Below are 20,220 nucleotides of genomic sequence, written 5' to 3'. Positions count from 1 at the left end.
CCCCGGCCGGGGGCGCCCTGATCATGCATGGGCGCCGGCTGCTTTCCGATGCCGGGCCTGCCCTGTCGGCAGCCGTCGACGGGCAAAGCGTGATGCCGCTGCCGGCCGCGATCGCCAGGGATGTACGCCAGTCCCGGAACAGCCCCGGCAATGACGGGCTGCGCTTCGATCGTTTCTGCGATACCTGGAAACCCGACTGGACCGGACTGAGAGAGCCCGACGCGCCGGGGGGGATCAGGGCGGGTGCGGCCGACTGGGCGGCGCGTTTCGATCGCATACTCGGCGACGGAGACCTGCTGGCAGAGGCAGATGGCCGCCGCCGCCGGTGGCTCGATGCCTGTCAGGCCCGCCACCGGCTGTTTGCCACCGACTGGCGGTTCGTGAGCGGCCTGGGCCGCGACCATCCGGTCGAGAACGGCTTCGCCTGGCATCACACGCTTGGGGTGCCCTATCTGCCCGGCAGCTCGGTGAAGGGCATGGTGAAATCCTGGTGCCGGGACTGGTTGCCCGGCGAGGAACTGCCGATGCCGATCGAGACCATCTTCGGCACGGCCCTCGAAGGTGCCGGGGACGAGGCGGCCAGCGTCGGTGCCTTCATCTTTCTGGATGCCATCCCCACCGACAGGATACGCTGTCAGGCCGATGTGATGACGCCGCATTATCAGCCCTATTATCAGTCCACGGGCCAGGTGCCGGTACCGGGCGACTGGTTCAGCCCCAACCCGATCTCTTTTCTGACGGTGGCGCCGGGGCAGGCCTTCCGTTTCGCGATCATGCCCCGAACCGACCGGGCCGCGGGCGAGATGGACTGGATGTTCCAGGCCCTGATCGATGCGCTGGAATGGATCGGCGCCGGCGCGAAGACCGCCACCGGCTATGGCCGTTTTGCACCGGCATCCGGCACGGGTGACTGATGTGGCGGGCGCGAAGGGTCAGCGTGGCGACCGCGGCAACAGCCTGCGCCCCTTGCGCATCAGCTTTTTCGGGAAATGCCAGTTGCGGAACAGGCCGCGGCGGCTCAACGGTTCGAAGATCGCCTCGGGGCCGTCGGGGTCCAGGATCTCGTTGTCGGCCAGCCATTTTTCGGTGGGGCTGAGTTCGGGCAGTTCATAGGGCACCAGCGTGCGGCCCTGGCCGCGCAGATCCTCGATCACCTTGATCATCGAGCCACAGGCGGCGTAGCGATCGGCGATGTCTTCGGGCGTGGTGTCCAGATGTTCGGCCAGCAGATCGTCGCGGATATGGGCGATGCGGGCCCCGAGTGCGGCATTGGCCGGCAGGCTGGTGTCGATCACCACGTCGCATTCGGTGTCCAGCCGCATTGACCGGTTGTTGAAATTCGACGAGCCCACCCTGAGCCAGCGATCGTCGATCACCGTCACCTTGGCGTGGACATAGATCGGCGTGCCCTTTGCCGTCAGCGGATGATAGATCCGGAAGCGGCCATGGCGGTCCAGGCGGCGCAGTGCCTCGAACAGCCGGGCGCGGGCGGTGTCCATGGCGATCGGCTCCAGCCAGCCGTCGGCGATCACCGGGTTGACCACCACTACCTCGGGCCCGTCCTCTTCCAGCAGGCGGGCGGCGATGGCGCGGGCCACCCGGCGCGAGGCGAAATACTGGCTTTCGGCATAGATCAGCCGCCGGGCGCCGGCGATCAGATCCAGATAGAGCGCCTCGATCTCGTGGATCGGCTCCACCCCGTCCATGCGCGGCTGGGTGCGGGCGATGGCGATCTCCACATCGCGTAGCCAGGGCTCCAGGATCGCGGGCCAGCAGTCGCCGGCGCCGGTCACCGCCGGCAGCGTCTCGCCCGAGGCGGCAAGCCAGCGCGCCCGGGCCAGATCGGCGATCGCCCGGGCGGCCGCGCCGTCGAAGGCGCTGGTCGCATCATGCCAGGGGGGCGAGGGCCGGCCGTCGGGCAGGGGGCGCTCGGGGTCGTCATCGGCATGGGCGCGGCGGTCCCAGCGCTGGCCGGTCATGTCGATGCCGCCGCAGAAGGCGAGCCCGTCGTCGATGACCACGATCTTCTGATGGTGCGAACTCATGAAGGGATGGGCGCCGTCGAGCCGGAGCGTGATCCGCGGATGGGCCTTCCAGCGCAGCACGCTCCACAGCGTGTCGCCGCGGAACAGGGCCTTGAAGGCGCCGGTATCCCAGCGCAGCAGCCGGATTTCCAGCGAGGGCGTGCGCCGCGCCAGCCAGAGAATGAAATCGCCCAGCTTCTCCGGCCCCTCCTGCGGGCCGGCCGGGCGGCCGAAGCGGATGCGGGCATCGAAATCCCAGCCGATCAGCAGGATGCTGTGGCGCGCCTTCAGCATCGCGGCGCGCGCGGCATTGAAATAGGCATCGGCATCGATGATCAGCGAGAACCGCTCCGCCCGGGCGGTCCGCCAGCAGTTCCGGCCATGCGCAAGCAGCGCCGTCGACGGACGGTGCTCCGGAAGGGTCTGGGTCATGGGCGGGCTGCGGGCTCCTGGTTGCGGCGATCACGATGGCGATGCCGGTATCGCACCAGATCCCGCGGGCGGGGCCAAGTGATCAGACGGTGTCCGGTTGCGGCCCTGCCCTGTCAGTCGATGGGCGCGAGGCCGGCGAAGCAGCCGTCGTGATAGACCAGGGCGGTTGCGGCGTCGCGGGCGCGGACCTCGGCCACCCGGCCGATCATCAGCGTGTGGCTTTCGAAGGTCACCGTGTCGGCCAGCCGGCAATCCAGGCTGGCGGCGGCGGGCGCCAGCAGCGGCGCGCCGGTCTTGCCGGTGGTCCAGAGGGCGTCCTCGAACCGGGCCTCGCCGGCGCGCGCCGGGTCACCGCCGGCGAACAGCCGGGCAAGCGGCCCGTGATCGGCGGCAAGCAGATTGATCGAGAAGCGGCGCTCGGCCAGGATCCGGTCATGGGCCTGGGCGGAGCGGTTGATCGCCACGGCCACCCGCGGCGGTTCCGCCGTCAGCGACATCACCGCCGTGGCGGTCAGCCCCGCCCGGTCGCCGCGATCGCCCGTCGCCACGATGGTGACACCCCCGGCAAGCCGGCGCAGCCCGGCGCGGAAGGCCGCCGGCGGCACGACATGCGCTTCGGCATCGGCAGTGCCGGCAGCCGGCAGGGTGATGGTTCCATCGGTCATGTCCGGAGACCTTTCCGTCCAGGGATCGCTGATGCCAGAGGCCATATATGCGAGTGACTATCAATTGCGCGGATCATGCCTCATCCGCTGCCCAGAAGATATGGCCGTGATGCGGCGCTGTCGATGTTGCCGCCATCATATCCCGCAAGCTAGGGTCGCCGGGAACGAGCCGGGAGAAATCGGATGGCAGGGCAGGGCGAAAGCGGTGATCGGGCAGCGGCGGGCGGCGGGCGGATGTCCCGGCGCAGCGGCGCCATGCGCGACGAGGTGATCGCCTTCAAGCGCGAACGGATTCTGGAAGAGGCCGCCGCCGCCTTTTACGAACATGGCTATCAGGGCACCACGCTGGAGGCGGTCGCCACCCGGCTGGGGGTGACCAAGCCCTTCATTTATTATCATTTCCGCAACAAGGCCGAGATCCTGTCCGAGATCTGCCGCCGCGGCATCACCGAGGCGGTGGCGGCGCTGGATGCGGCGCAGGCGGCCGAGGGCACCCCCGATCAGCGGCTGGCGGCGGCGATCGAGGCGATCACCCGCACCGTGCTGGAACAGCAGGCCTATACCGCAATCTATTTTCGCGAAGAGAAGAATTATCCCGCCGATGATGCGGTGGAGCTGAACCGCCGGCGCAAGGCCTTCGACCACAAGCTGTCGGCGCTGCTGGAGGAAGGGGTGGCGGCCGGCGTGTTCGAGATCGAGGATGTGCGCCTCACGGCGCTCGCCATCGGCGGCATGATTTCCTGGGCCTTCACCTGGTACAACCCGCAGGGCCGGCTGTCGACCGCCGAGATCTGCCGGCGCATGGCCGGGCTGGTGCTGCGGATGGTCCGGCGCCCCGAATAGGCGGGGCGCCGGTTCCACCCGTCAGGCGGCGCTTTCCAGAATGCCGCGCACGGCCGCAGGCCCGTCCACGGTGCGCGGATTGGTGCGGATCCAGATGTCGTGCATGGTCGCCTCGGCGATGCGGTCGAAATCGGCCGCCGTCACGCCCACCGCCGACAGGCTGCGCGGCATGCCGAGCGCCGCGATGAAGCGGTCGGCCGCATCGGCCGCAGTTTCGCCCGCTGCGGCGCCCAGGCTCCGGGCGATCCGGGCCTGGCGGTCGGCATTGACCGGCGCGTTGAAGCGCAGCACCGCCGGCGCCATCACGCAGGAGGTGTGGCCATGGGCCACGCCGGCCACGCCGCCCAGCATGTGGCCGATGGCGTGGCTTGCCCCCATCGGCACGCCCGCGACGATCGGGATCATGCTCTGCCAGACGCCGATCTGGCATTTCAGCCGGGCCTCCAGATCCCGGGGGTCGGCCTTCACCCGCGGCAGGCCTTCGGCCAGCAGCTCCAGCGCGCAGGCGGCGATGCCGTCGCAATAATCGTTGGAGAGCAGGGAGCCCAGCGTCTCCATGGCATGATCCAGCGCGCGCACCCCGGTCGACAGCCACAGCCATTCGGGGGTATGGCGGGTGATGGCCGGATCCAGCACCACCACGCGCGGGCCCATGCCGCGGCTGAGATAGCCCTGTTTCAGCCCGGTCACCTCGTCGGTGCTGCCGCCCAGCGGGTAGAACTCGCCACCGGACAGAGAGGTCGGCACGGCGATCTGCGGGATGTCGGGATCGGGCACCGGCGGCACCACGATGCCGCCGTCTTCCGACGGATACATGTGGTGCGGCTCCATCTCCGCCGGGTCGGTCCAGCCCATCTTCGCCGCCAGCCGGGCGACCTTGCCGCCATCGGTGATCGATCCGCCACCCACCGTCACCAGCAGATCCGCGCCGCTTTCGCGCAGGGTCTGGCCCAGGGCGATCACCCGTGCGCGGGGGCTGTGCGGCGGCATGTCGGCGCTGCTGCCGACCAGCCGGTCGCCCAGGCCGGCGCGGATGCGGGCGATCTCGTCGGTCTCGCGGTCCAGCGTGCCCGAATGCAGCAGGAACACCCGGCTGGCCCCGATCCGCGCCGCTTCCGCGGCCACCGCCTCGGCGGCAGGCGTTCCGTACACCACCTGCTCCATCGGTGCGCAGGCGATCACACCCTGTTTCATGGCCCGGTCTCTCCTCCCTGGGCGGGCGCCGGCTCGTTGCGGCTGCGTCCCGTCGTTGACGATCATATACTGATCATCATTTGAATATACTGATGAGTAGGAAGCGGACAAGAGGGCGCGCGGCCGCAAGTGGCCGCATCCCCGGCCATGCATCGCCGGCCCCCGATCTGCATGCTGTCGGATGACGGATCGCCCCGGTGCCCTCAGCGGGCCGCCCCGCGATCCCCTCATCCGACAGGACCTTTGATCCGATGCACGACCTTCTCCAGGGCCTGTGGTCGGCGATGCGTGAAACCGCCGACCTTCTGGGCCTGACCGTGATTGCCGCCTATCTGGGCCGGCTGCTCGTCCATGTGGGCGAAGTGCAGCGCGGCCGGCGGCGCTTTTTCAGCACGCACCTGCTGTGGGAACTGGTGACGGCGATCGCGATCGGCATCGTCGCCGACGGCATTGCCCATCAGCTGGGTCTGGCCGGCCCGCCCCGCACCGCGGCCATCGTGGCCATCGCCTATCTCGGGCCCCGCGGGCTCGAGGAAGTCATCGTGCGGCTCATCGCCGTGCGCCGCAGCTGAGGGAGACCGATCCCATGGACATGTCTCTGCCCGATGCCGCCCCCCGGTCGCCGCTGTTCGAGGCGAGCCTGCAGGTCGTGCTGGCCTGGGAGGGCGGCGAGACCGTCACCGACGATCCGCTCGATCCCGGTGGTATCACCCGCTGGGGGATAAGCCTGGCCTTTCTGCGCCGGATCGACCCCGGCGCCGGGCCCGACCGGATCCGGACCCTGGATCGCGACGAGGCGGCGGTGATCTATGCCCGCAACTTCTGGCGCCCGATCCGCGGCGACCAGCTGCCGCCGCCGCTCGCTCTCTTCACCTTCGACAGCGCGGTCAATCTGGGCGTGCCGCGCGCGGTGCGCCTGCTGCAGCAGGCGGTGGGCGCCGATGTCGACGGCATCATGGGGCCGCGCACCGTCAATGCCGCCCGGGCCGCCGCCCAGCGGCCGCAGCGCCTGACCCACGCCCTGGCCGACATGGCCGCAGGCCGTCTGCAGATCTATGCCACCCGCCCCGGCTTTCCGCGCTTCGGGCGCGGCTGGACCCGCCGGGTGCTCGATGTACACGGGCGAGCCGTGGCGCTCGCCGTCGAAGAAGGAGCAGCCGCATGACCGGGATCGACGATATCCTGATCGACCGTCTGGGCGGTGTCGTGGCCGAACTGGCCGGGGCCGGGGTGATGATCGCCGGCGCCTGGGCTTTGGGCCGCATCGCCGGCTGGGCGGGCGTCGCCCGTGACGACCGGGTCCGGGCCTATCTGGAAGCGGCGCTCGACCGCGCGGTCGACCGGGCACTTGGCCATGCGCCTGCGGGCGAGCTGGTGCCGGCCGCCACGGCCTATCTGCGCGAGACCGTGCCCCAGGCGCTCAAGACCCTGTCGATCGCCCCCGAGACGCTCGACCGCATGGTCGAAGCACGGCTCGCCGCCCGCAATGCTGCACCGGAACCGCAGAAGCCTGTGGCTCAGCCGTAATCGCTGGCACCGACGATCCGGTGGATGCTCAGCACCTGGCCCAGCTCGTGTTCCAGCTCGCCGCGCGGGTTGAACTGGCGCAGATGCAGCCGGGTCGCGGTGCGCCGGACGAACTGCTTGATCAGCCCGCGGGTCGGCACATGCGGGTCGCCGGTGCGGATCTGGACCACCACGAAACAACCGGGCGTGATCGGCCGGTTGGGGTTCACATGGACCAGCTCGCCGGCGAAATAGCGCGGCTCCATGCTCTCCCCCTGAACATAGACCGCATAGCCGTTGGCCACTCCGGCCAAAATCGGCGGCCGGGCGACGTATTCGTTGACCGTGCCGTTGAAATCGAACGCCCCGTCATCGCCGCCCATGGCCGCACCATAGACCGGAAGGTCACGTGGTGTGGCGCCGGGCGGCGTTGCCGTTTCATGCGCCGGCTCGCCGACGAAGCCGGTGGGCTGCGTCGGTGCGGGAAGGGTTGCGGGGGACAGGGGGGCGGCCGGGTGGGGCGCCAGCGGCGGCAGACCGGCCGTTTCGCCCAGCTCTCCGCCGGCTGTCGGCAGATGGTCGGGGACCAGCAGATCGGCCGGCGCGCAGTCCAGCGCCCGCGCAAGGCGGCCCATCCACTCGGCGGTCAGCCGACGGGAGCCCTTTTCCAGCTTGTTGATCTGTGACGCCTCGGTTCCTACGCGCTGCCCCAGCTCATGCATGGTCAGCCCGCGCCGTTCGCGCCACTCGCGGATGCGGTTCTGCATGGCCATAAAATGGTCGATGTGGCCGCAAAGTGCAATGGCCAAAACGGACATATTTTGCTTGATCAGAGGGGTGGCCATGGTCAATCTTGGGGGACGCAACCGAAACGGGAGGCAATACGATGGCACGCAGCCCTGAAGCCCTGGATTCCCTTGACGAGATGGAGGGGGGTATGTTCAGCGCGCCCCGCGCGCAGGACCTTCTGGCGCCGGTGAAGGCGCTGTTCGACGAGGCGGCGCAGACGCTGCGCCGGCTGCCGCCGGCCGAGCGGCCGCAGCGGGCACGGATCTCGTGGGATGATCTGGGGGTCGGCAGCGGCCGCCCCATGGGCGGGCGGCGAGAGGCCGAGGGCCGCGGGCTTGCCCCCGATGCGGGGCAGATCTCGCGGCTGGATCTGGCGCTGGAAATCAGCCTCCGGCTGGAGCCGGTGCACCGGCGGATCATCTGGGCGCGGGCGGAAGGCCGGCTGTGGAAAGTGATCGCCGGCGATCTGGGGCTGGACCGCACCACCTGCTGGCGCCACTGGCAGCGGGCGCTGGGCCAGGCGGCGCTGATCCACGCCCTGCTGGTGACCGAACACCGCAGCCGGGCACGCATGTAAGCGGGTGCGCCCCGCCGCCGCCGGCTCAGTCGACGGCGTTGTTCAGGATATCGACGATCACGCCGGTCGCCGCTGCAATCAGCAGGATGTCGCGGCCGGCCTGGATCCATTCATAGCCCTCGCGCCGGGGCAGACGATCGTAGAGGGGGCCCGGCAGGCGCTTCTTCGCGATTCCCGGCGGCAGCGGCTTGCCCCGCGCCAGATTGCGCGCGATGCCCGGCGGCAGCGGCTCATAGCCGAACAGGCCGCGGTGATCGCCGATATAGTCGGTGATGATCCGGCGTTCGTCGCCAGTGATGATGTTCACATTGATCAGGGCCGGTCCGCGATCGTCATGGCGATGATCCTGCCGGCCGGGGCCGCGGTCGTCATGGCGGTCGTCCCGATCATGCTTCCCATGTTTCGGCCCGCCGCCACCCTTTGCATGCGGGGGCGGGTCGGCCAATGCGGAATTGAAGACGCCGGGCCCGGCCACGATACCGGGCAGGGCGATCAGGGATATGGCCAGAACGGCCAGATGGCGCCGCACCGATGGGTGCGAGGCAGACAGGTGCTCAGACATCGGCTTCGTCCCATTCCGACCACAGCTCGGTTTCGGCGCCCCGGGGGCTGTCGAAACCGCCGCCATAGCGATCATCGTAACGGCCGATGGCGCGGCGATGCCCCGGGGCTGACGGCACCTCGAGGGCGACTTCCAGCCCTGGCACGGCTGCGATCACCCGCCTGCCGCCGTCGCCGGCGATGGCGGGCGTGCCCAGCATCGCGGCAAGGGCGGTGCCGGCGGCGACGCTGACGACGATCCGCCGGTTTCTGCGGGGGAGGTGGGGCCTGGCGCGGTTGCGCATCGGGACATCTGCTCCATCGGGTCGAGGCAGGGGCGCTGTCCCACGGAACAAGACCACACCCCATATTGATCCGATGATGCCGCAGTTTGTGGCCGCGCGGGCGTGATCAGCCGATGTGCGAACTGTGACCGGCGGGGGCCCGCCCGTGACATCGCCGGCCCCCCCCGCCCGCGGTGGGCTCAGCCGCCGGCCTTCTGCCAGCCGGCCGCGCGGGCATCGGCCTCGGAACAGAACCAGCGTTCGCCCTGGCCCTCGTCGATGCGGGTGCGCTCGTAAGACCGGCTGCCGGGCACATGATACAGCCGCCGGCCGTCTTTGGAGATGTTGCCCTTGATGTCGCAGCCCTTGGGATGGCCGCCGCTGCCGGTCGCCGGGGTGGCCGGTGCGCGCTCGGGCGTGGCCGGGGCCAGTGCCCCCGGCGGCGGGTTCAGCTTCATGCCCTTGCGATGGTCCCAGGGCATCACGAAGCGGCCCGACCACAGCCCCCGTTTCGCAGCCTTCGCCTCGGCTTCGGCCGGCACATAGTCGCGGCCGTAATTGACGTAGGCCACCGCCAGGCCTTCCGAAACCATGCGCCGGTTGATGTCTTCGCCATTCACCGCGCAGCGCCCGACCACCCGGCCATAGCGGTCGCGATCGACGATCTCGCAGGCGACGGTGCGTCCCGAGGTCAGCCGGTCGAGCAGCTGTGTCGCGTCGCGGCCGCAGCGCCAGGCGCGATTATTGGCGTCGGCGCAGATCTGCGAACTTTCCGGCGCATCGATGCCGAACATGCGGATGCGGGTGCCGTGGATGTCGAGCGTGTCGCCGTCGATCACGCTGGCACGGCCGGTGACGTCGGCGGCAAGGGCCGGTGTGATCGCGGCCGGCAGGGCCAGAAGGGCAAGCAGGGCGGCAGCCGCGGAAGCGAGGCGGGGGAACATCGGGCTCCTGGTCGGTCGGAGGGAGGGACAACAACTCGACCGGGAGCTTAATCATCATTTCGAACTTATGGTAGTAACTGTCCCGCGAAAACGCGCGGCCGCATGCAGCCGCAGCGCGCAGGCGCAGGTATGCGTGCCCTGCACTGCTGCCACAAGTATCGGGTTCGCTTGAAAAGATGTCGGGGTGTTGCGACATCTGCGGTCCTTGACCATGGCCCCTGGCGGGCCCTATACCCCTTTCTCGGAAAGGCGCGTTCATGGCCCACCCGTGTCGTATGCGGGTGCGGGTGGCGCGCCTCGCAGATGAGGACATGACCCATGGCGAGCGAGATCGCGCCGGACGTCTATGCAATGCGCCATTCCTGTGCGCATCTGATGGCAGCGGCGATCCGTGAACTCTATCCCGAAGCCAAATTCGGCGTGGGGCCGCCGACCGCGACCGGTTTCTATTACGACATCGATCTGCCCGAGCCGCTGAAGCTCGACGATCTGCAGAAGATCGAGCAGATGATGCGTAAGCTGCGCAAGAAGAAGCTGCGGTTCGACCGCCGCGAACTGCCGATCGAGGATGCGATCGGCTTCATGCGCGAGCATCACCAGGATTACAAGGTCGAGCTGCTCCAGCTGCTGCGGGATCGCGGCACCACCGCCATCGCCAAGGAGACCGGCGACGACACCGCCGTCGATGGCGACCAGTCGGGCGTGGACAGCGTTTCGTTCTACACCACGGGCAATTTCGTCGACCTCTGCCGGGGTCCGCATGTCGAGAACACCGGCCAGTGCGGCGAGTTCAAGCTGATCAACATCGCCGGCGCCTATTGGCGCGGCAACAGCGACGGCCCGCAGCTGCAGCGCATCTATGGTCTCTGCTTCCCCACCAAGGAGGAGCTGGAGCACTGCATGTGGCAGATGGAGCAGGCCAAGCTGCGCGATCATCGCAAGATCGGCCGCGAGCTGAAGATCTACCGCTTCTCGCCCGAGGTGGGCGCGGGCCTGCCGCTCTGGCTGCCCCGCGGCACGGCGCTGCGCGACGAGCTGGAATTCCTGGCCCAGAAGGAAGAGCGGCGCGACGGCTATCTGCGTGTCGTTACCCCGCAGATCACCAAGGAAGAGCTGTACTACCGGTCCCGGCATCTGCCCTATTATGCCGAGGATATGTACAAGCCCTTCGAGATCGACGGCGAGCGCTTCTATCTGCGGCCGATGAACTGCCCGCATCACCACCAGGTCTATCTGGCGGAGAAGCACAGCTATCGTGATCTGCCGGTGCGCCTGTCGGAATACGGCCAGGTCTATCGCTACGAGGCGAGCGGTGCGCTGTCGGGCCTGATGCGGGTGCGCGGCTTCTGCCAGAACGACGCCCATATCTATTGCCGGTACGATCAGGCCAAGGACGAGTTCCTGAAGGTCATGCGGCTTCATGCCCGCTATTACGACCTGTTCGGGATCAAGGACTACTATATGCGCCTGTCGCTGCCCGATCTCGACAAGCTCGACAAATATGTCGACGAGCCCGAGAAGTGGCTGGCGGCGCTGAAGATCATCCGCGAGGCGATGATCGAATCGGGCTATCCCTTCCGCGAGGTGGAAGGCGAGGCGGCGTTCTACGGGCCCAAGGTCGACTTCATGATCAAGTCGGTCATCGGCACCGAATACGCCATTTCGACCAATCAGCTCGACTTCCTGGCCACCCAGACCTTCGACCTCACCTATATCGGCGAGGACGGCAAGGAGCACCCGGTCTACGTCATCCACCGGGCGCCGCTGGGCAGTCACGAACGGTTCGTGGCCTTCCTGATCGAGCATTATGCCGGCAACTTCCCCACCTGGCTCGCCCCGGTGCAGGCCATGGTGGTGCCGATCGCCGACCGGCATAACGACTATGCCGAAGAGGTCCGCAACCTGCTGTTCGATGCCGACGTGCCCACCGGCACCGGCGGCCTTCGGGTGGAGGTGGATACCAGCACCGAGCGGATGCAGAAGAAGATCCGCAACGCCCAGCTGGAGAAGATCCCCTACATCCTGGTGGTCGGCGACAAGGAGGCCGAGACCCGGACCGTGGCCGTGCGCCTGCGCAACGGTACCGATCTGGGGGCCATGCCGATCGCAGAGGTCATCGCCCGCATGCGCGACGAGGTGGTCAACCGCCGCGACATCGAGCTGCCGGTGATCGAGACCGCCGGAGATGCCACCGCTCATTGAGCGATGCAGCCTGCGTGGTAACCGCATCTGCACAGAAGCCGCCGGGCAGTACTGCCCGGCGGTTTTTTCGTTCTGTGGTAAACCCTTGGCGACAAGGCGCGGACACGTCGTTGCATTAACCATATCCCCGGCATAACCTTCGCGCGTTTTCAGGACCTGACATCTCTTGAAGGAGGCGCGCGTGAGGCGGATGAGGATTGGGATCGCCGGGATCGCGCTGATGGCCGGGCTGGCCATGGCACTCGGTGGCTGTGCGACGCAGGGGCAGAGCCGTTACAGCTATAAAGACGTCGGCCGGGCAAGCGAGGTGGCCTTCGGCACCGTGCTGTCGTCGCGCCAGGTGGACATCACCGGCCAGAATACCGGCGCCGGCGCCGTGGTCGGTGGCACCGCCGGCGGACTTGCGATGTCGAATGTGGGGCAGGGCACCGGCAATGTCGCCGCTATTCTGGGCGGTGCGCTGGTCGGGGCGGTCGCAGGTGCCGTGATCGAACAGGCGGCGGCCGACCGGGTCGGCATCGAATACGTGCTGATCCTGGCCAACGGCAAAACCATCACCGTGGTCCAGGAACAGGATGAGGGCGACGAGATCTTCGCGCCCGGCGCCCCGGTGATGATCCAGACCAATGGCAGCTATCAGCGCGTGCTCTCCACCGCCAACCTGCCGTCGGAAGTGTCGCGCCCCAAGGAAGTAAAGATCGTCGACTGACGGCCCCGACGGCCCGCCGACGTCCAGAAGAAAGCCGGACCCGCCCATGAAGAAGCTCATCACCGTGGCCCTCGGGCTGCTGATGCTGTCTGCCTGCGCCTTCACCGAGGATTCGATCCCCGTTCACTACACCGCCCCGGCCAATCTGGAGCTGGTGCAGGGGGCATCGGACGTGACGCTGGAGGTCGTGGGCCAGGATGGCCGCGTCGCCAATCGCGACCGCATCTCCAGCAAGAAGAACGGCTACGGCATGGAGACCGCCCGCATCCTTGCGGCCAATGACGTGGTCGCCGAGGTTGCGAACGCGGTGCGCACCGAGTTGCAGTCGCTGGGCTTCACCATCGGCGAGGGCGGCATCCATGTCGTCATCGAGACCCAGACCTTCTACAACGACTTCAAGACCGGCTTCTGGAGCGGCGAGGCCGTGGCCGAGGTCGCCTTCATGCTGACCGCGACGAAGCCCGACGGCACGCTGGTCTACAGCCGCGCCTATCGCGCGGTCGGCATGAACAAGGACGTCATGATCTTCTCGGGCGACAATGCCGCCCCGGCATTGGAAGAGGCATTGCGTGAGGCGGTCCGCCAGGTCGTCCAGGACAAGGCGCTCCATGCGGCCCTGCTCGCCGCGAAATAAGGTCGGCCCACCCGCCGATCCACCCCGCCGCCGGGCAGCGATGCCCGGCGGTTTTTCGTTGGGCGCGCTGCCGCCGCTCCGCTCCTGCATCCCCGGCGCGACCGTAGCCGTGTCGTTTCTCTTCATGGTATAGTTATCGCCATAAGAAAAGCGCGGGATGCGCGCATCTGATGGCATGCAGTCAAATCATGCCCGGATGATCGCTCCGGCCCCGCGTCCAGGGAGGAGACAAGGATCATGGCCCTCGAACCCGCGGCGCGGTCTGCGCTGGCAGAGATGATCGACGCCATCGACGGGCGCGGCTTCCGGTCGCCCGAACTGATGGTGATCGGCGACAACGCGCTCAACGGGATGAGTTCCGCCACCCTCGATGGCCGCCGCGCGGCGGCGGCGCCGCCGGTGCTGGCCGCTGCGGCTGCCGGGCTGCCGATCCGGCCGGTGACGCTGCCCCGGGCGGTGCTGGCCGATATGGAGCAGGCCTGCCGCGACCTGGCGGCGGGTGCCCTGAACGTCGCCGGTTTCCGCGAGCGGATCCTGGGCGATCTGGCGCTGTGGGAGGCGGATCTGGCCGGCCCGAAGGCCGAGGGTCCGGCCTGGTTCGACGTGCTCGCGATTTCCGGCGCGGCGGTGGCCGACCTCACCGATGCGGCCTCGGGCAGTGCCGGCGGCGCGCGGCGGATGCTGGCGGGGGCCGCGAAGCGCTTCCGGGCCGCCGCGGGCCTGCCGGGTGACGAACTGGTCGAGATCCATATGGGGGTGGAAACCGTCCATACCCTCAACCCGCGCGGCCTCGCGGAACTCGACGGGCTGACCCAGGTCGACCATGTCGATCTGCGCCGGCCCAAGCGGCTGGTGATCGGTGTCGGCCAGAATGATGGGCTGGTGAGCGCGATCATGGCCGGCAAGCGGATCGACGTCTTCGACCGCCGTCTCGCCCGCCTGCCCGAGGCGATGCGCCGGCTGGGCGAGGCCCTGGCGCCGGGGCTGGAAGAGACGCAGCGCGTGGTTCTGCTGGGCCTCCCCCGGCCCGGCCTGGTCGCCAATCTTCGTCCGAAGACCCTGCACCCGGACGAGCAGGACCCCGGCCGCGACCCCAAGGCGCGCGACCACTGGCGGCGCTATGTCGGCTTCCTGGCCATGCGCGGCGACATGACCGGCCGCGAGGTGGTGGAATTCGATGCCCACGCCGCCGAAACCTGGCGCAAGGCGGTGGAGTCCTTCCGCGGTGCCATCGGCCGCACGGCCGACCGGGTGATCGAGGTCGATCCGGCTGCGGTGCTGGCACCTTACGACCAGAAGCATGGCGGCGAGGGCCTGCCGGTGGATGTCGGCGGCCGCCGTCTCGCCCTCGGCAATCTGATCCTCGATCCCGAAACCCCCGGCCTTTACGGCATTGACAACCTCAATCTCAACGGCGCCGGCCAGGCCCTGATCGCCCGCGCGCTGGCCGACGCCCTGGTCCCCGGCACGGGAGACGCGGTCGATATCGCCGCCGCCGCCCGCGCCGAACCGCTGCTCCACGATGCCCCGCCGCTGCTCAACCCGGCCGCGTTCCTGATCTCGCTGCTCTCCCCCTTCGTGACGTTCGAGCGGATCTGAGGGGGAACATATCCCGACGCCCTTGACCTCCGGCCGCGACAGGCCGATAGACGGAGACCCTCCCTCTCCGCTGCGAGCATGCCGATGGCCTTTGCCGGCTCCGCCTTCGACCAGCCGGTCCGCCGATGACCTGGCTCACCCTCGCCATCTTCCTGGCGGTCTATGCCGGCATGGCGGCCGGGCGCTGGCCGGGGCTGGCGGTGGACCGGACGGGGATCGCCGTGATCGGCGGGCTGGCCATGGTCATCAGCGGGGCGGTGACGCCCGAGGCGGCGCTGGCGGCGATCGACTGGCCGACGCTGATCCTGCTGTTCGCGCTGATGATCCTGTCGGCGCAGTTCGCACTCGCCGGCTTCTACGACCGGGTGGCGGCGCGGCTGGCGGCGGGCAGGGTGGGGCCGGCCCTGCTGCTGGGGCTGGTGGTGGCGGTCTCAGGGCTTACCTCGGCCGTGCTGTCGAACGATGTCGTGGTCTTCGCGCTTGCCCTGCCGCTGGCCCGCGGGGTGTGGGGGCGGGGGCTCGATCCCCGGCCCTTCGTGCTGGGGCTGGCGGGCGGGGCGAATGCCGGATCGGCCCTGACCCTGATCGGCAATCCGCAGAACATCCTGATCGGCCAGCTGGGTGGGCTCGATTTCTGGAGCTATGCCGCGGCGGCGGCCGTGCCCTCGCTCGCGGCCCTTCTGGCCGTGCATCTCGCCATCGTCCTGGTCTGGCGGCGGCGCTGGCATCTGGCGGCGGACAGCTTGTCCGGAACTGCCCCCGACATGGGGAGGGCGGCGGCCGTCGACCGCCCGGCGCTGATCAAGGCGGTGGTGGCACTCGTTGCGGTGCTGGTCGCCTTCTCGACCCCCGTGCCCCATGTCGAGGCCGCGGTCGCCATCGCCGCTGCGCTGATGATCAGCCGGCGGATCGAAACCCGCCGCCTGCTGGCCGAGGTCGACTGGTCGCTGCTGCTGCTCTTCGCCGGCCTGTTCGTGGTGACCGGCGCCTTCGCCGCCACCGGTCTGCCGGGGCAGGCGCTGGCCTGGCTCGCGGAGGCCGGCATCGCGCCGGACCGGCTGGCGGTGATGGCCCCGCTGACGCTTGCCGGTTCCAACACCATCGGCAATGTGCCGCTGGTGATGCTGCTGCTGGCCATCCAGCCCGACTGGTCGCCGGCGGCGCTGACCGCGCTTGCCGTGCTTTCGACGCTCGCCGGGAACTTTCTGGTGGTCGGCAGCCTTGCCAATATCATCGCGGTCGAACGCGTCCGCAGCCTGGGGCTGGTGGTGGATTTCGCGACCCATGCCCGATCGGGCGTGCCGATGACCCTGGCCGGCATGGGGCTGGCGCTGCTTTGGTTCGTCGTTTGACGCCCCTGGACAGGCACCGGCCAGTCCAGGCAGGGTGGGTGCAGTCGGCGCCCCCCCGGGGCTGCCATCTTCAGCGAGGACCCGACGTCATGACGGCTCTCACCTGGCGGTTCGACAACAGCTATGCGCGTCTGCCCGGGGCCTTTTACACCCGGCAGGGGCCGACACCGGTGGAGGCGCCGGTGATGGTGATGTTCAATCAGGGGCTTGCCGATGCGCTGGGGCTGGTGCCGCCGGGCGGGATCGACGACCGGTCTCCGGAGCTTGCGGCGCTCTTTGCCGGCAACCGCCTGCCCGATGGTGCCGAACCCCTGGCCCAGGCCTATGCCGGCCATCAGTTCGGCGGCTTCACCATGCTGGGCGACGGCCGCGCGATCGTGCTGGGGGAGCATCTGACCCCCGACGGCCACCGGGTCGACATCCAGTTCAAGGGATCGGGGCCCACCCCCTATTCGCGGATGGGCGACGGCCGCGCGGCACTCGGGCCCATGCTGCGCGAATATCTGATCAGCGAGGCGATGCACGGGCTCGGCATCCCCACCACCCGCAGCCTGGCGGTGGTGGCGACGGGGGAGCCGGTCTATCGCGAAGAGGTGCTGGCCGGCGCGATCCTGACCCGCGTCGCCGCCAGCCATCTGCGGGTCGGCACTTTCCAGTATGCCGCTGCCCGCCACGACGTCGCCGGGCTGAAGGCGCTGCTCGACTATGCCATCGCCCGCCATGATCCGGATGCCGCGCTCGACCGGGTGCCGGCGCTGGCGCTGCTCGATCACGTGATCCGGCGCCAGGCGGCGCTGATCGTGGACTGGATGCGGGTCGGCTTCGTCCACGGCGTGATGAACACCGACAACATGACCATTTCGGGCGAGACGATCGATTACGGCCCCTGCGCCTTCATCGACGCCCACGACCCGGCGATGGTGTTCAGCTCCATCGATCGCGGCGGTCGCTATGCCTATGGCAACCAGCCGGCCATCGCCCAGTGGAACCTGGCCCGCCTGGCCGGTGCCCTGCTGCCGCTGATCGACGACGACCAGGAGGCGGCGGTGGCCGTGGCGCAGGAGCGGATCCAGGGGTTCGAGGCGCTTTATACCACCGCCTGGCAGGCGATGATGCGCCGCAAGCTGGGCCTGGTGTCGGAACAGCCGGGCGATGCCGCGCTGATCGGCGATCTGGTCGCCTGGATGGTCGATCGTGGCGCCGACCACACGCTGACCTTCCGCCACCTGACCACTGGCACCCTGCCGGAAGACGGCGTCTGGGCCGATGAAGGCTTCCGCAGCTGGCATGCGCGCTGGTGCAGCCGCCGCGCGGCCGATGACGCGCCCGAGGCCGAGCAGCAGGCCGCCATGGCGGCAGCCAACCCGGTCTATATCCCCCGCAACCACCAGGTGGAAATGGCGCTGGCCGCCGTGACGGAAGAGGGCAATCTCGCCCCGTTCCGTCGCCTGCTGGAGGTGGTGTCCCGCCCCTACGAGGTGCGGGACGGCCTTGAAGCCTATGAGGCACCGCCGCCCGCGGGCAGCGGCCGCTATCGGACCTTCTGCGGCACGTAAGGGCGGCGGCTGTCGTTCAGTCGCCGTCGGACGTGGTCGAGGCCAGGGGCGTGGGCGGCACGAGCTCGGTCTGGCGGATCAGCACCTCGGCCGGGATCTCCAGCGCCTCGTGCAGCTTGCGGATCATCTCGATCGAAAGCGGGCGGCGCCGGTTCAGGATCTCGGCGACCCGGCCGCGGGTGCCGATCATGGGCTCCAGATCCTTGCGTTTCAGCCCCAGGGCGTTCATGCGGAACAGGATGGCATCGATCGGATCGGGATGGTTCCGCGCGAAATGCTGCGCCTCGTAGGCCTCGATCAGGATGGTCAGAACCTCAAGCCGGTCGCCTTCGGGGCTGCCGGCCGGGGCGCCCCACAGCTGCTCCAGTTCGGCGAGCGCCGCCGCGTGGTCCGATCCGGTGCGGATGGGCTTCAGGCTCGCGGACATGGTTCACCTCCATGACGTCGATTTTATCAAAGGCGCGGTGCCGGCCCGCCCAGCGGATCCAGACGATGCCCCTGTCGAAGTCGACGGCCGTGACCAGGCGATAGCCGCCATCCCTGATGCCGAACACCACCCGGTCGACACCGGTCAGGCTTGCGGTCGGGTATTGCCGGGTCAATGCGGCGGCATCCGGCCACGCAGCCGCCGACACCTCGGCGACCCAGAGGTCGAGCGCGGTTCTGACCGCCCGTCGGTCCCTGTGGCCCTTCAGGTCGGTGATCAGATCGTGAAGTGTGCTGCGGGCGATGATCCTCATGGATCAGACTATACGAGGGAACCCGCTTTGGGATCAATGGTCCACCGGCGGGCAGCCGTGGGGCGTCGCCCTCCGGCTGTCATGGACTCATGTCGCGGCTGCGCTATCCTTCGACGGGAACCGACAAGGGGGAGACGGGCATGGCCGGAACGGCGGCAGGCGTGCAGGTGGTCTGGTTCCGGCGCGATCTGCGCCCGGCCGACCATGCGCCGCTGACGGCGGCCGCAGAGGCGGCGCGGGCGGCGGGTGCCGGGCTGCTGCCGCTCTATGTCTTCGATCCCGATCTCTGGCGGCGGGCCGATCTGGCCGGCCGCCACTGGGCCTTCCTGCGCGAGGCGCTGGTCGATCTGAGGCGCGATCTGGCGGCGCTGGGCCAGCCGCTGGTGCTGCGCACCGGGGCCGCCGTGCCGGTGCTGGCGGCGCTGCATCGCAGCCACGGCATCGCCGGGCTCTGGGCCCATGCCGATGACGGCACGCCCGGCACTCGCGACCGCGATGCCGCCGTGGCCGCCTGGGCGGCGGGGGAGGGCATTCCCTGGCGGGTGACGACGCCCGGCCCGGCCGCCAGGGCGCCGCTGCCGGCCCCCGAAGCGCTGCCGCCGGTTGCCGGTATCGAGCCGGGCGCCATCCCCGAGACGATCGACCGGGTGATGGGCGATCGTGTGCCGGGCTGGCTGCCCGATACCTGCCCCGGCCGCCCGGCCGGGGGCAGGCGCGCCGGGCTTGCCGCCACCACCCGATTTCTGGAGCGGCGGCTGCCGCGCTATCTGCGCGACCAGGCGATCCCGGCGGTTGCGGGAGAGGCGGTGTCGCGGCTGGGGCCGCATCTGGCCTGGGGCACGCTGTCGGCAGGCGAGGTGCGGGCGGCCGCCGCCCGGCGCCGCGACGAGCTGCGCGACCTGCCCGAGGCGATCACCGGCGCCCGGCCGCGGGCGCTGGAGGTCTTCGGCGAACGGCTGAACCTGCGCGGCGCGGCCCTTGCCGATCCGCCGCCGGATCTGCCCGGCGAGTTGATGCCCCAGGCGGCCGGCACCCCGCTGTTCGAGGCCTGGAGCCGGGGGGAGACCGGCTGGCCGATCGTCGATGCGGCGATGAAGGCGCTTGCCCGCGACGGCTGGCTGCCTTTCACTTTACGGGCGCTGGTCATGCAGGTGGCGGTGCTGCATCTGGAGCTGGATCCGGTGCGGGCGGGCCTGACGCTGGCCCGCGGCCTGGTCGATTACGAACCGGCGATCCACTGGCGCCGGCTGCGCGATCAGACCATCGGTGCCCCCGGGGGCACCCTGCCGCGGCCGGGCAGCCCGGTGCGCTTTTCGGAACGCCACGACCCGGACGGCCGCTTCATCCGCACCCATCTGCCGGCACTCGCCCGCCTGCCGGCCGCCTGGCTGCATGCCCCCTGGACGGCACCGGCCGAGGTGATGGCCGCGGCCGGCATCACGCCCGGCCGCGACTATGCCCGGCCGGTCGCCGACCCTGCGGCCACGCTGCGTGCCGCACGGCTCCGCCTCCAGATCGCCGCCGCCGCGGCACCCGCCGATGCCGCCATACCCCCGCCACCCCCGCGCCGCGGCCGCCGCAAGCCGGTCGATCCGCGGCAGCTGGGCTTCGATTTCTAGATTCGCCGGAA

The 20,220-nt window shown here is 69.5% G+C and carries 22 protein-coding genes; 13 read left to right on the top strand and 9 right to left on the bottom strand.

Annotation, left to right across the window (positions count from 1 at the left end; genetic code table 11):
* On the top strand, nucleotides 1–914 hold a 914-nt coding region (gene cmr6, locus CMO28_RS04615), incomplete at its 5' end, for a type III-B CRISPR module RAMP protein Cmr6 (RefSeq protein WP_296710357.1).
* An 18-nt stretch (nucleotides 915–932) separates the two neighbouring features.
* Here cmr6 and CMO28_RS04610 read toward each other — a convergent pair.
* Nucleotides 933–2,456 carry a phospholipase D-like domain-containing protein gene (locus CMO28_RS04610; RefSeq protein WP_296710354.1) on the bottom strand — a complete coding sequence of 508 codons (1,524 nt, stop codon included), beginning with the start codon at nucleotides 2,454–2,456 and terminating at the stop codon, nucleotides 933–935.
* Between the two features lie 113 nt (nucleotides 2,457–2,569).
* Nucleotides 2,570–3,121: a flavin reductase family protein gene (locus tag CMO28_RS04605; protein ID WP_062764778.1), complete on the bottom strand. Its 552-nt coding sequence runs from the start codon at nucleotides 3,119–3,121 to the stop codon at nucleotides 2,570–2,572.
* Nucleotides 3,122–3,304: 183 nt separating this feature from the next.
* Between CMO28_RS04605 and CMO28_RS04600 the strand changes: the two genes are divergently transcribed.
* Nucleotides 3,305–3,964 carry a TetR/AcrR family transcriptional regulator gene (locus CMO28_RS04600; protein WP_296710346.1) on the top strand — a complete coding sequence of 220 codons (660 nt, stop codon included), beginning with the start codon at nucleotides 3,305–3,307 and terminating at the stop codon, nucleotides 3,962–3,964.
* Nucleotides 3,965–3,985: 21 nt separating this feature from the next.
* Here CMO28_RS04600 and CMO28_RS04595 read toward each other — a convergent pair whose 3' ends face one another.
* Nucleotides 3,986–5,158, bottom strand: a complete 1,173-nt coding sequence (locus CMO28_RS04595; protein WP_296710344.1) for an iron-containing alcohol dehydrogenase — start codon at nucleotides 5,156–5,158, stop codon at nucleotides 3,986–3,988.
* Nucleotides 5,159–5,409: 251 nt separating this feature from the next.
* Between CMO28_RS04595 and CMO28_RS04590 the strand changes: the two genes are divergently transcribed.
* The 3 genes from CMO28_RS04590 to CMO28_RS04580 are packed head-to-tail and all read left to right on the top strand — an operon-like array spanning nucleotide 5,410 to nucleotide 6,685.
* Nucleotides 5,410–5,730, top strand: coding sequence for a phage holin family protein (locus CMO28_RS04590; RefSeq protein WP_014744291.1), 321 nt, complete (start codon nucleotides 5,410–5,412; stop codon nucleotides 5,728–5,730).
* Nucleotides 5,731–5,744: 14 nt separating this feature from the next.
* Nucleotides 5,745–6,323 (top strand): glycoside hydrolase family 108 protein, encoded by a 579-nt coding sequence (locus tag CMO28_RS04585; protein WP_296710339.1) that lies wholly within the window; start codon nucleotides 5,745–5,747, stop codon nucleotides 6,321–6,323.
* Nucleotides 6,320–6,685, top strand: coding sequence for a hypothetical protein (locus tag CMO28_RS04580; protein WP_296710336.1), 366 nt, complete (start codon nucleotides 6,320–6,322; stop codon nucleotides 6,683–6,685). The genes CMO28_RS04585 and CMO28_RS04580 overlap by 4 nt, the downstream gene beginning before the upstream one ends.
* On the opposite strand, the gene CMO28_RS04575 is transcribed toward CMO28_RS04580, so the two are convergent.
* On the bottom strand, nucleotides 6,676–7,437 hold the full coding sequence (locus tag CMO28_RS04575) for an XRE family transcriptional regulator (protein WP_296710334.1): 762 nt from the start codon (nucleotides 7,435–7,437) through the stop codon (nucleotides 6,676–6,678). The two genes, CMO28_RS04580 and CMO28_RS04575, sit on opposite strands and share 10 nt — an antisense overlap.
* 113 nt (nucleotides 7,438–7,550) lie before the next feature.
* On the opposite strand from CMO28_RS04575, the gene CMO28_RS04570 reads away from it, so the two are divergent.
* On the top strand, nucleotides 7,551–8,030 hold the full coding sequence (locus tag CMO28_RS04570; protein WP_296710331.1) for a DUF6362 family protein: 480 nt from the start codon (nucleotides 7,551–7,553) through the stop codon (nucleotides 8,028–8,030).
* Nucleotides 8,031–8,055: 25 nt separating this feature from the next.
* Here the strand turns inward: CMO28_RS04570 and CMO28_RS04565 are convergent, their stop codons facing one another.
* From CMO28_RS04565 to CMO28_RS04555, 3 genes are all read right to left on the bottom strand, one after another.
* Nucleotides 8,056–8,592 (bottom strand): anti-virulence regulator CigR family protein, encoded by a 537-nt coding sequence (locus tag CMO28_RS04565; RefSeq protein WP_296710328.1) that lies wholly within the window; start codon nucleotides 8,590–8,592, stop codon nucleotides 8,056–8,058.
* Nucleotides 8,585–8,875, bottom strand: coding sequence for a hypothetical protein (locus tag CMO28_RS04560; protein WP_296710325.1), 291 nt, complete (start codon nucleotides 8,873–8,875; stop codon nucleotides 8,585–8,587). Before CMO28_RS04560 ends, CMO28_RS04565 begins: the two co-directional genes overlap by 8 nt.
* A 179-nt stretch (nucleotides 8,876–9,054) precedes the next feature.
* Nucleotides 9,055–9,798, bottom strand: coding sequence for a thermonuclease family protein (locus tag CMO28_RS04555; RefSeq protein WP_296710323.1), 744 nt, complete (start codon nucleotides 9,796–9,798; stop codon nucleotides 9,055–9,057).
* Between the two features lie 318 nt (nucleotides 9,799–10,116).
* Here CMO28_RS04555 and thrS point away from each other — a divergent pair, with 318 nt between their 5' ends.
* The 6 genes from thrS (at nucleotide 10,117) to CMO28_RS04525 (ending at nucleotide 17,850) form a co-directional block, all read left to right on the top strand.
* Nucleotides 10,117–12,000: a threonine--tRNA ligase gene (thrS, locus tag CMO28_RS04550; protein ID WP_296710321.1), complete on the top strand. Its 1,884-nt coding sequence runs from the start codon at nucleotides 10,117–10,119 to the stop codon at nucleotides 11,998–12,000.
* A 190-nt stretch (nucleotides 12,001–12,190) separates the two neighbouring features.
* Complete coding sequence (locus CMO28_RS04545; protein ID WP_296710317.1) at nucleotides 12,191–12,709, top strand: hypothetical protein; 519 nt, start codon at nucleotides 12,191–12,193, stop codon at nucleotides 12,707–12,709.
* Nucleotides 12,710–12,755: 46 nt separating this feature from the next.
* Nucleotides 12,756–13,343 (top strand): YajG family lipoprotein, encoded by a 588-nt coding sequence (locus tag CMO28_RS04540; protein WP_296710313.1) that lies wholly within the window; start codon nucleotides 12,756–12,758, stop codon nucleotides 13,341–13,343.
* A 237-nt stretch (nucleotides 13,344–13,580) separates the two neighbouring features.
* Nucleotides 13,581–14,942, top strand: a complete 1,362-nt coding sequence (locus CMO28_RS04535; RefSeq protein WP_296710310.1) for a hypothetical protein — start codon at nucleotides 13,581–13,583, stop codon at nucleotides 14,940–14,942.
* A gap of 125 nt (nucleotides 14,943–15,067) precedes the next feature.
* Nucleotides 15,068–16,294 (top strand): SLC13 family permease, encoded by a 1,227-nt coding sequence (locus CMO28_RS04530; protein WP_296710306.1) that lies wholly within the window; start codon nucleotides 15,068–15,070, stop codon nucleotides 16,292–16,294.
* A gap of 89 nt (nucleotides 16,295–16,383) precedes the next feature.
* A complete protein-coding gene (locus CMO28_RS04525) occupies nucleotides 16,384–17,850 on the top strand; it encodes a protein adenylyltransferase SelO (protein ID WP_296710303.1) in 1,467 nt (488 codons plus the stop codon).
* 16 nt (nucleotides 17,851–17,866) lie between these two features.
* On the opposite strand, the gene CMO28_RS04520 is transcribed toward CMO28_RS04525, so the two are convergent.
* Complete coding sequence (locus CMO28_RS04520; protein WP_296710300.1) at nucleotides 17,867–18,277, bottom strand: helix-turn-helix domain-containing protein; 411 nt, start codon at nucleotides 18,275–18,277, stop codon at nucleotides 17,867–17,869.
* Nucleotides 18,165–18,590 (bottom strand): type II toxin-antitoxin system HigB family toxin, encoded by a 426-nt coding sequence (locus CMO28_RS29890; RefSeq protein ID WP_296710298.1) that lies wholly within the window; start codon nucleotides 18,588–18,590, stop codon nucleotides 18,165–18,167. The genes CMO28_RS04520 and CMO28_RS29890 overlap by 113 nt, the downstream gene beginning before the upstream one ends.
* 140 nt (nucleotides 18,591–18,730) lie before the next feature.
* Between CMO28_RS29890 and CMO28_RS04510 the strand changes: the two genes are divergently transcribed.
* Nucleotides 18,731–20,209, top strand: coding sequence for an FAD-binding domain-containing protein (locus CMO28_RS04510; protein WP_296710295.1), 1,479 nt, complete (start codon nucleotides 18,731–18,733; stop codon nucleotides 20,207–20,209).
* The last annotated feature ends 11 nt before the right edge of the window (nucleotides 20,210–20,220 follow it).

The sequence above is a fragment of the Tistrella sp. genome (assembly GCF_002684955.1).
GTDB classification, from domain to species: domain Bacteria; phylum Pseudomonadota; class Alphaproteobacteria; order Tistrellales; family Tistrellaceae; genus Tistrella; species Tistrella mobilis.
The sequence above is the reverse complement of the archived record's forward strand: the minus strand, read 5'-3'. Positions and strand labels throughout refer to the sequence as shown.

Coding starts and splice junctions, on each gene's coding strand:
- CMO28_RS04600 (WP_296710346.1), top strand. CDS start 3,305: ATGGCAGGGCAGGGCGAAAGCGGTGATCGGGCAGCGGCGGGCGGCGGG.
- CMO28_RS04520 (WP_296710300.1), bottom strand. CDS start 18,277: ATGTCCGCGAGCCTGAAGCCCATCCGCACCGGATCGGACCACGCGGCG.
- CMO28_RS04570 (WP_296710331.1), top strand. CDS start 7,551: ATGGCACGCAGCCCTGAAGCCCTGGATTCCCTTGACGAGATGGAGGGG.
- CMO28_RS04535 (WP_296710310.1), top strand. CDS start 13,581: ATGGCCCTCGAACCCGCGGCGCGGTCTGCGCTGGCAGAGATGATCGAC.
- CMO28_RS04610 (WP_296710354.1), bottom strand. CDS start 2,456: ATGACCCAGACCCTTCCGGAGCACCGTCCGTCGACGGCGCTGCTTGCG.
- CMO28_RS29890 (WP_296710298.1), bottom strand. CDS start 18,590: ATGAGGATCATCGCCCGCAGCACACTTCACGATCTGATCACCGACCTG.
- CMO28_RS04605 (WP_062764778.1), bottom strand. CDS start 3,121: ATGACCGATGGAACCATCACCCTGCCGGCTGCCGGCACTGCCGATGCC.
- CMO28_RS04525 (WP_296710303.1), top strand. CDS start 16,384: ATGACGGCTCTCACCTGGCGGTTCGACAACAGCTATGCGCGTCTGCCC.
- CMO28_RS04545 (WP_296710317.1), top strand. CDS start 12,191: ATGAGGATTGGGATCGCCGGGATCGCGCTGATGGCCGGGCTGGCCATG.
- CMO28_RS04555 (WP_296710323.1), bottom strand. CDS start 9,798: ATGTTCCCCCGCCTCGCTTCCGCGGCTGCCGCCCTGCTTGCCCTTCTG.
- CMO28_RS04585 (WP_296710339.1), top strand. CDS start 5,745: ATGGACATGTCTCTGCCCGATGCCGCCCCCCGGTCGCCGCTGTTCGAG.
- CMO28_RS04590 (WP_014744291.1), top strand. CDS start 5,410: ATGCACGACCTTCTCCAGGGCCTGTGGTCGGCGATGCGTGAAACCGCC.
- CMO28_RS04540 (WP_296710313.1), top strand. CDS start 12,756: ATGAAGAAGCTCATCACCGTGGCCCTCGGGCTGCTGATGCTGTCTGCC.
- thrS (WP_296710321.1), top strand. CDS start 10,117: ATGGCGAGCGAGATCGCGCCGGACGTCTATGCAATGCGCCATTCCTGT.
- CMO28_RS04565 (WP_296710328.1), bottom strand. CDS start 8,592: ATGTCTGAGCACCTGTCTGCCTCGCACCCATCGGTGCGGCGCCATCTG.
- CMO28_RS04560 (WP_296710325.1), bottom strand. CDS start 8,875: ATGCGCAACCGCGCCAGGCCCCACCTCCCCCGCAGAAACCGGCGGATC.
- CMO28_RS04595 (WP_296710344.1), bottom strand. CDS start 5,158: ATGAAACAGGGTGTGATCGCCTGCGCACCGATGGAGCAGGTGGTGTAC.
- CMO28_RS04530 (WP_296710306.1), top strand. CDS start 15,068: ATGACCTGGCTCACCCTCGCCATCTTCCTGGCGGTCTATGCCGGCATG.
- CMO28_RS04510 (WP_296710295.1), top strand. CDS start 18,731: ATGGCCGGAACGGCGGCAGGCGTGCAGGTGGTCTGGTTCCGGCGCGAT.
- CMO28_RS04575 (WP_296710334.1), bottom strand. CDS start 7,437: ATGGCCATGCAGAACCGCATCCGCGAGTGGCGCGAACGGCGCGGGCTG.
- CMO28_RS04580 (WP_296710336.1), top strand. CDS start 6,320: ATGACCGGGATCGACGATATCCTGATCGACCGTCTGGGCGGTGTCGTG.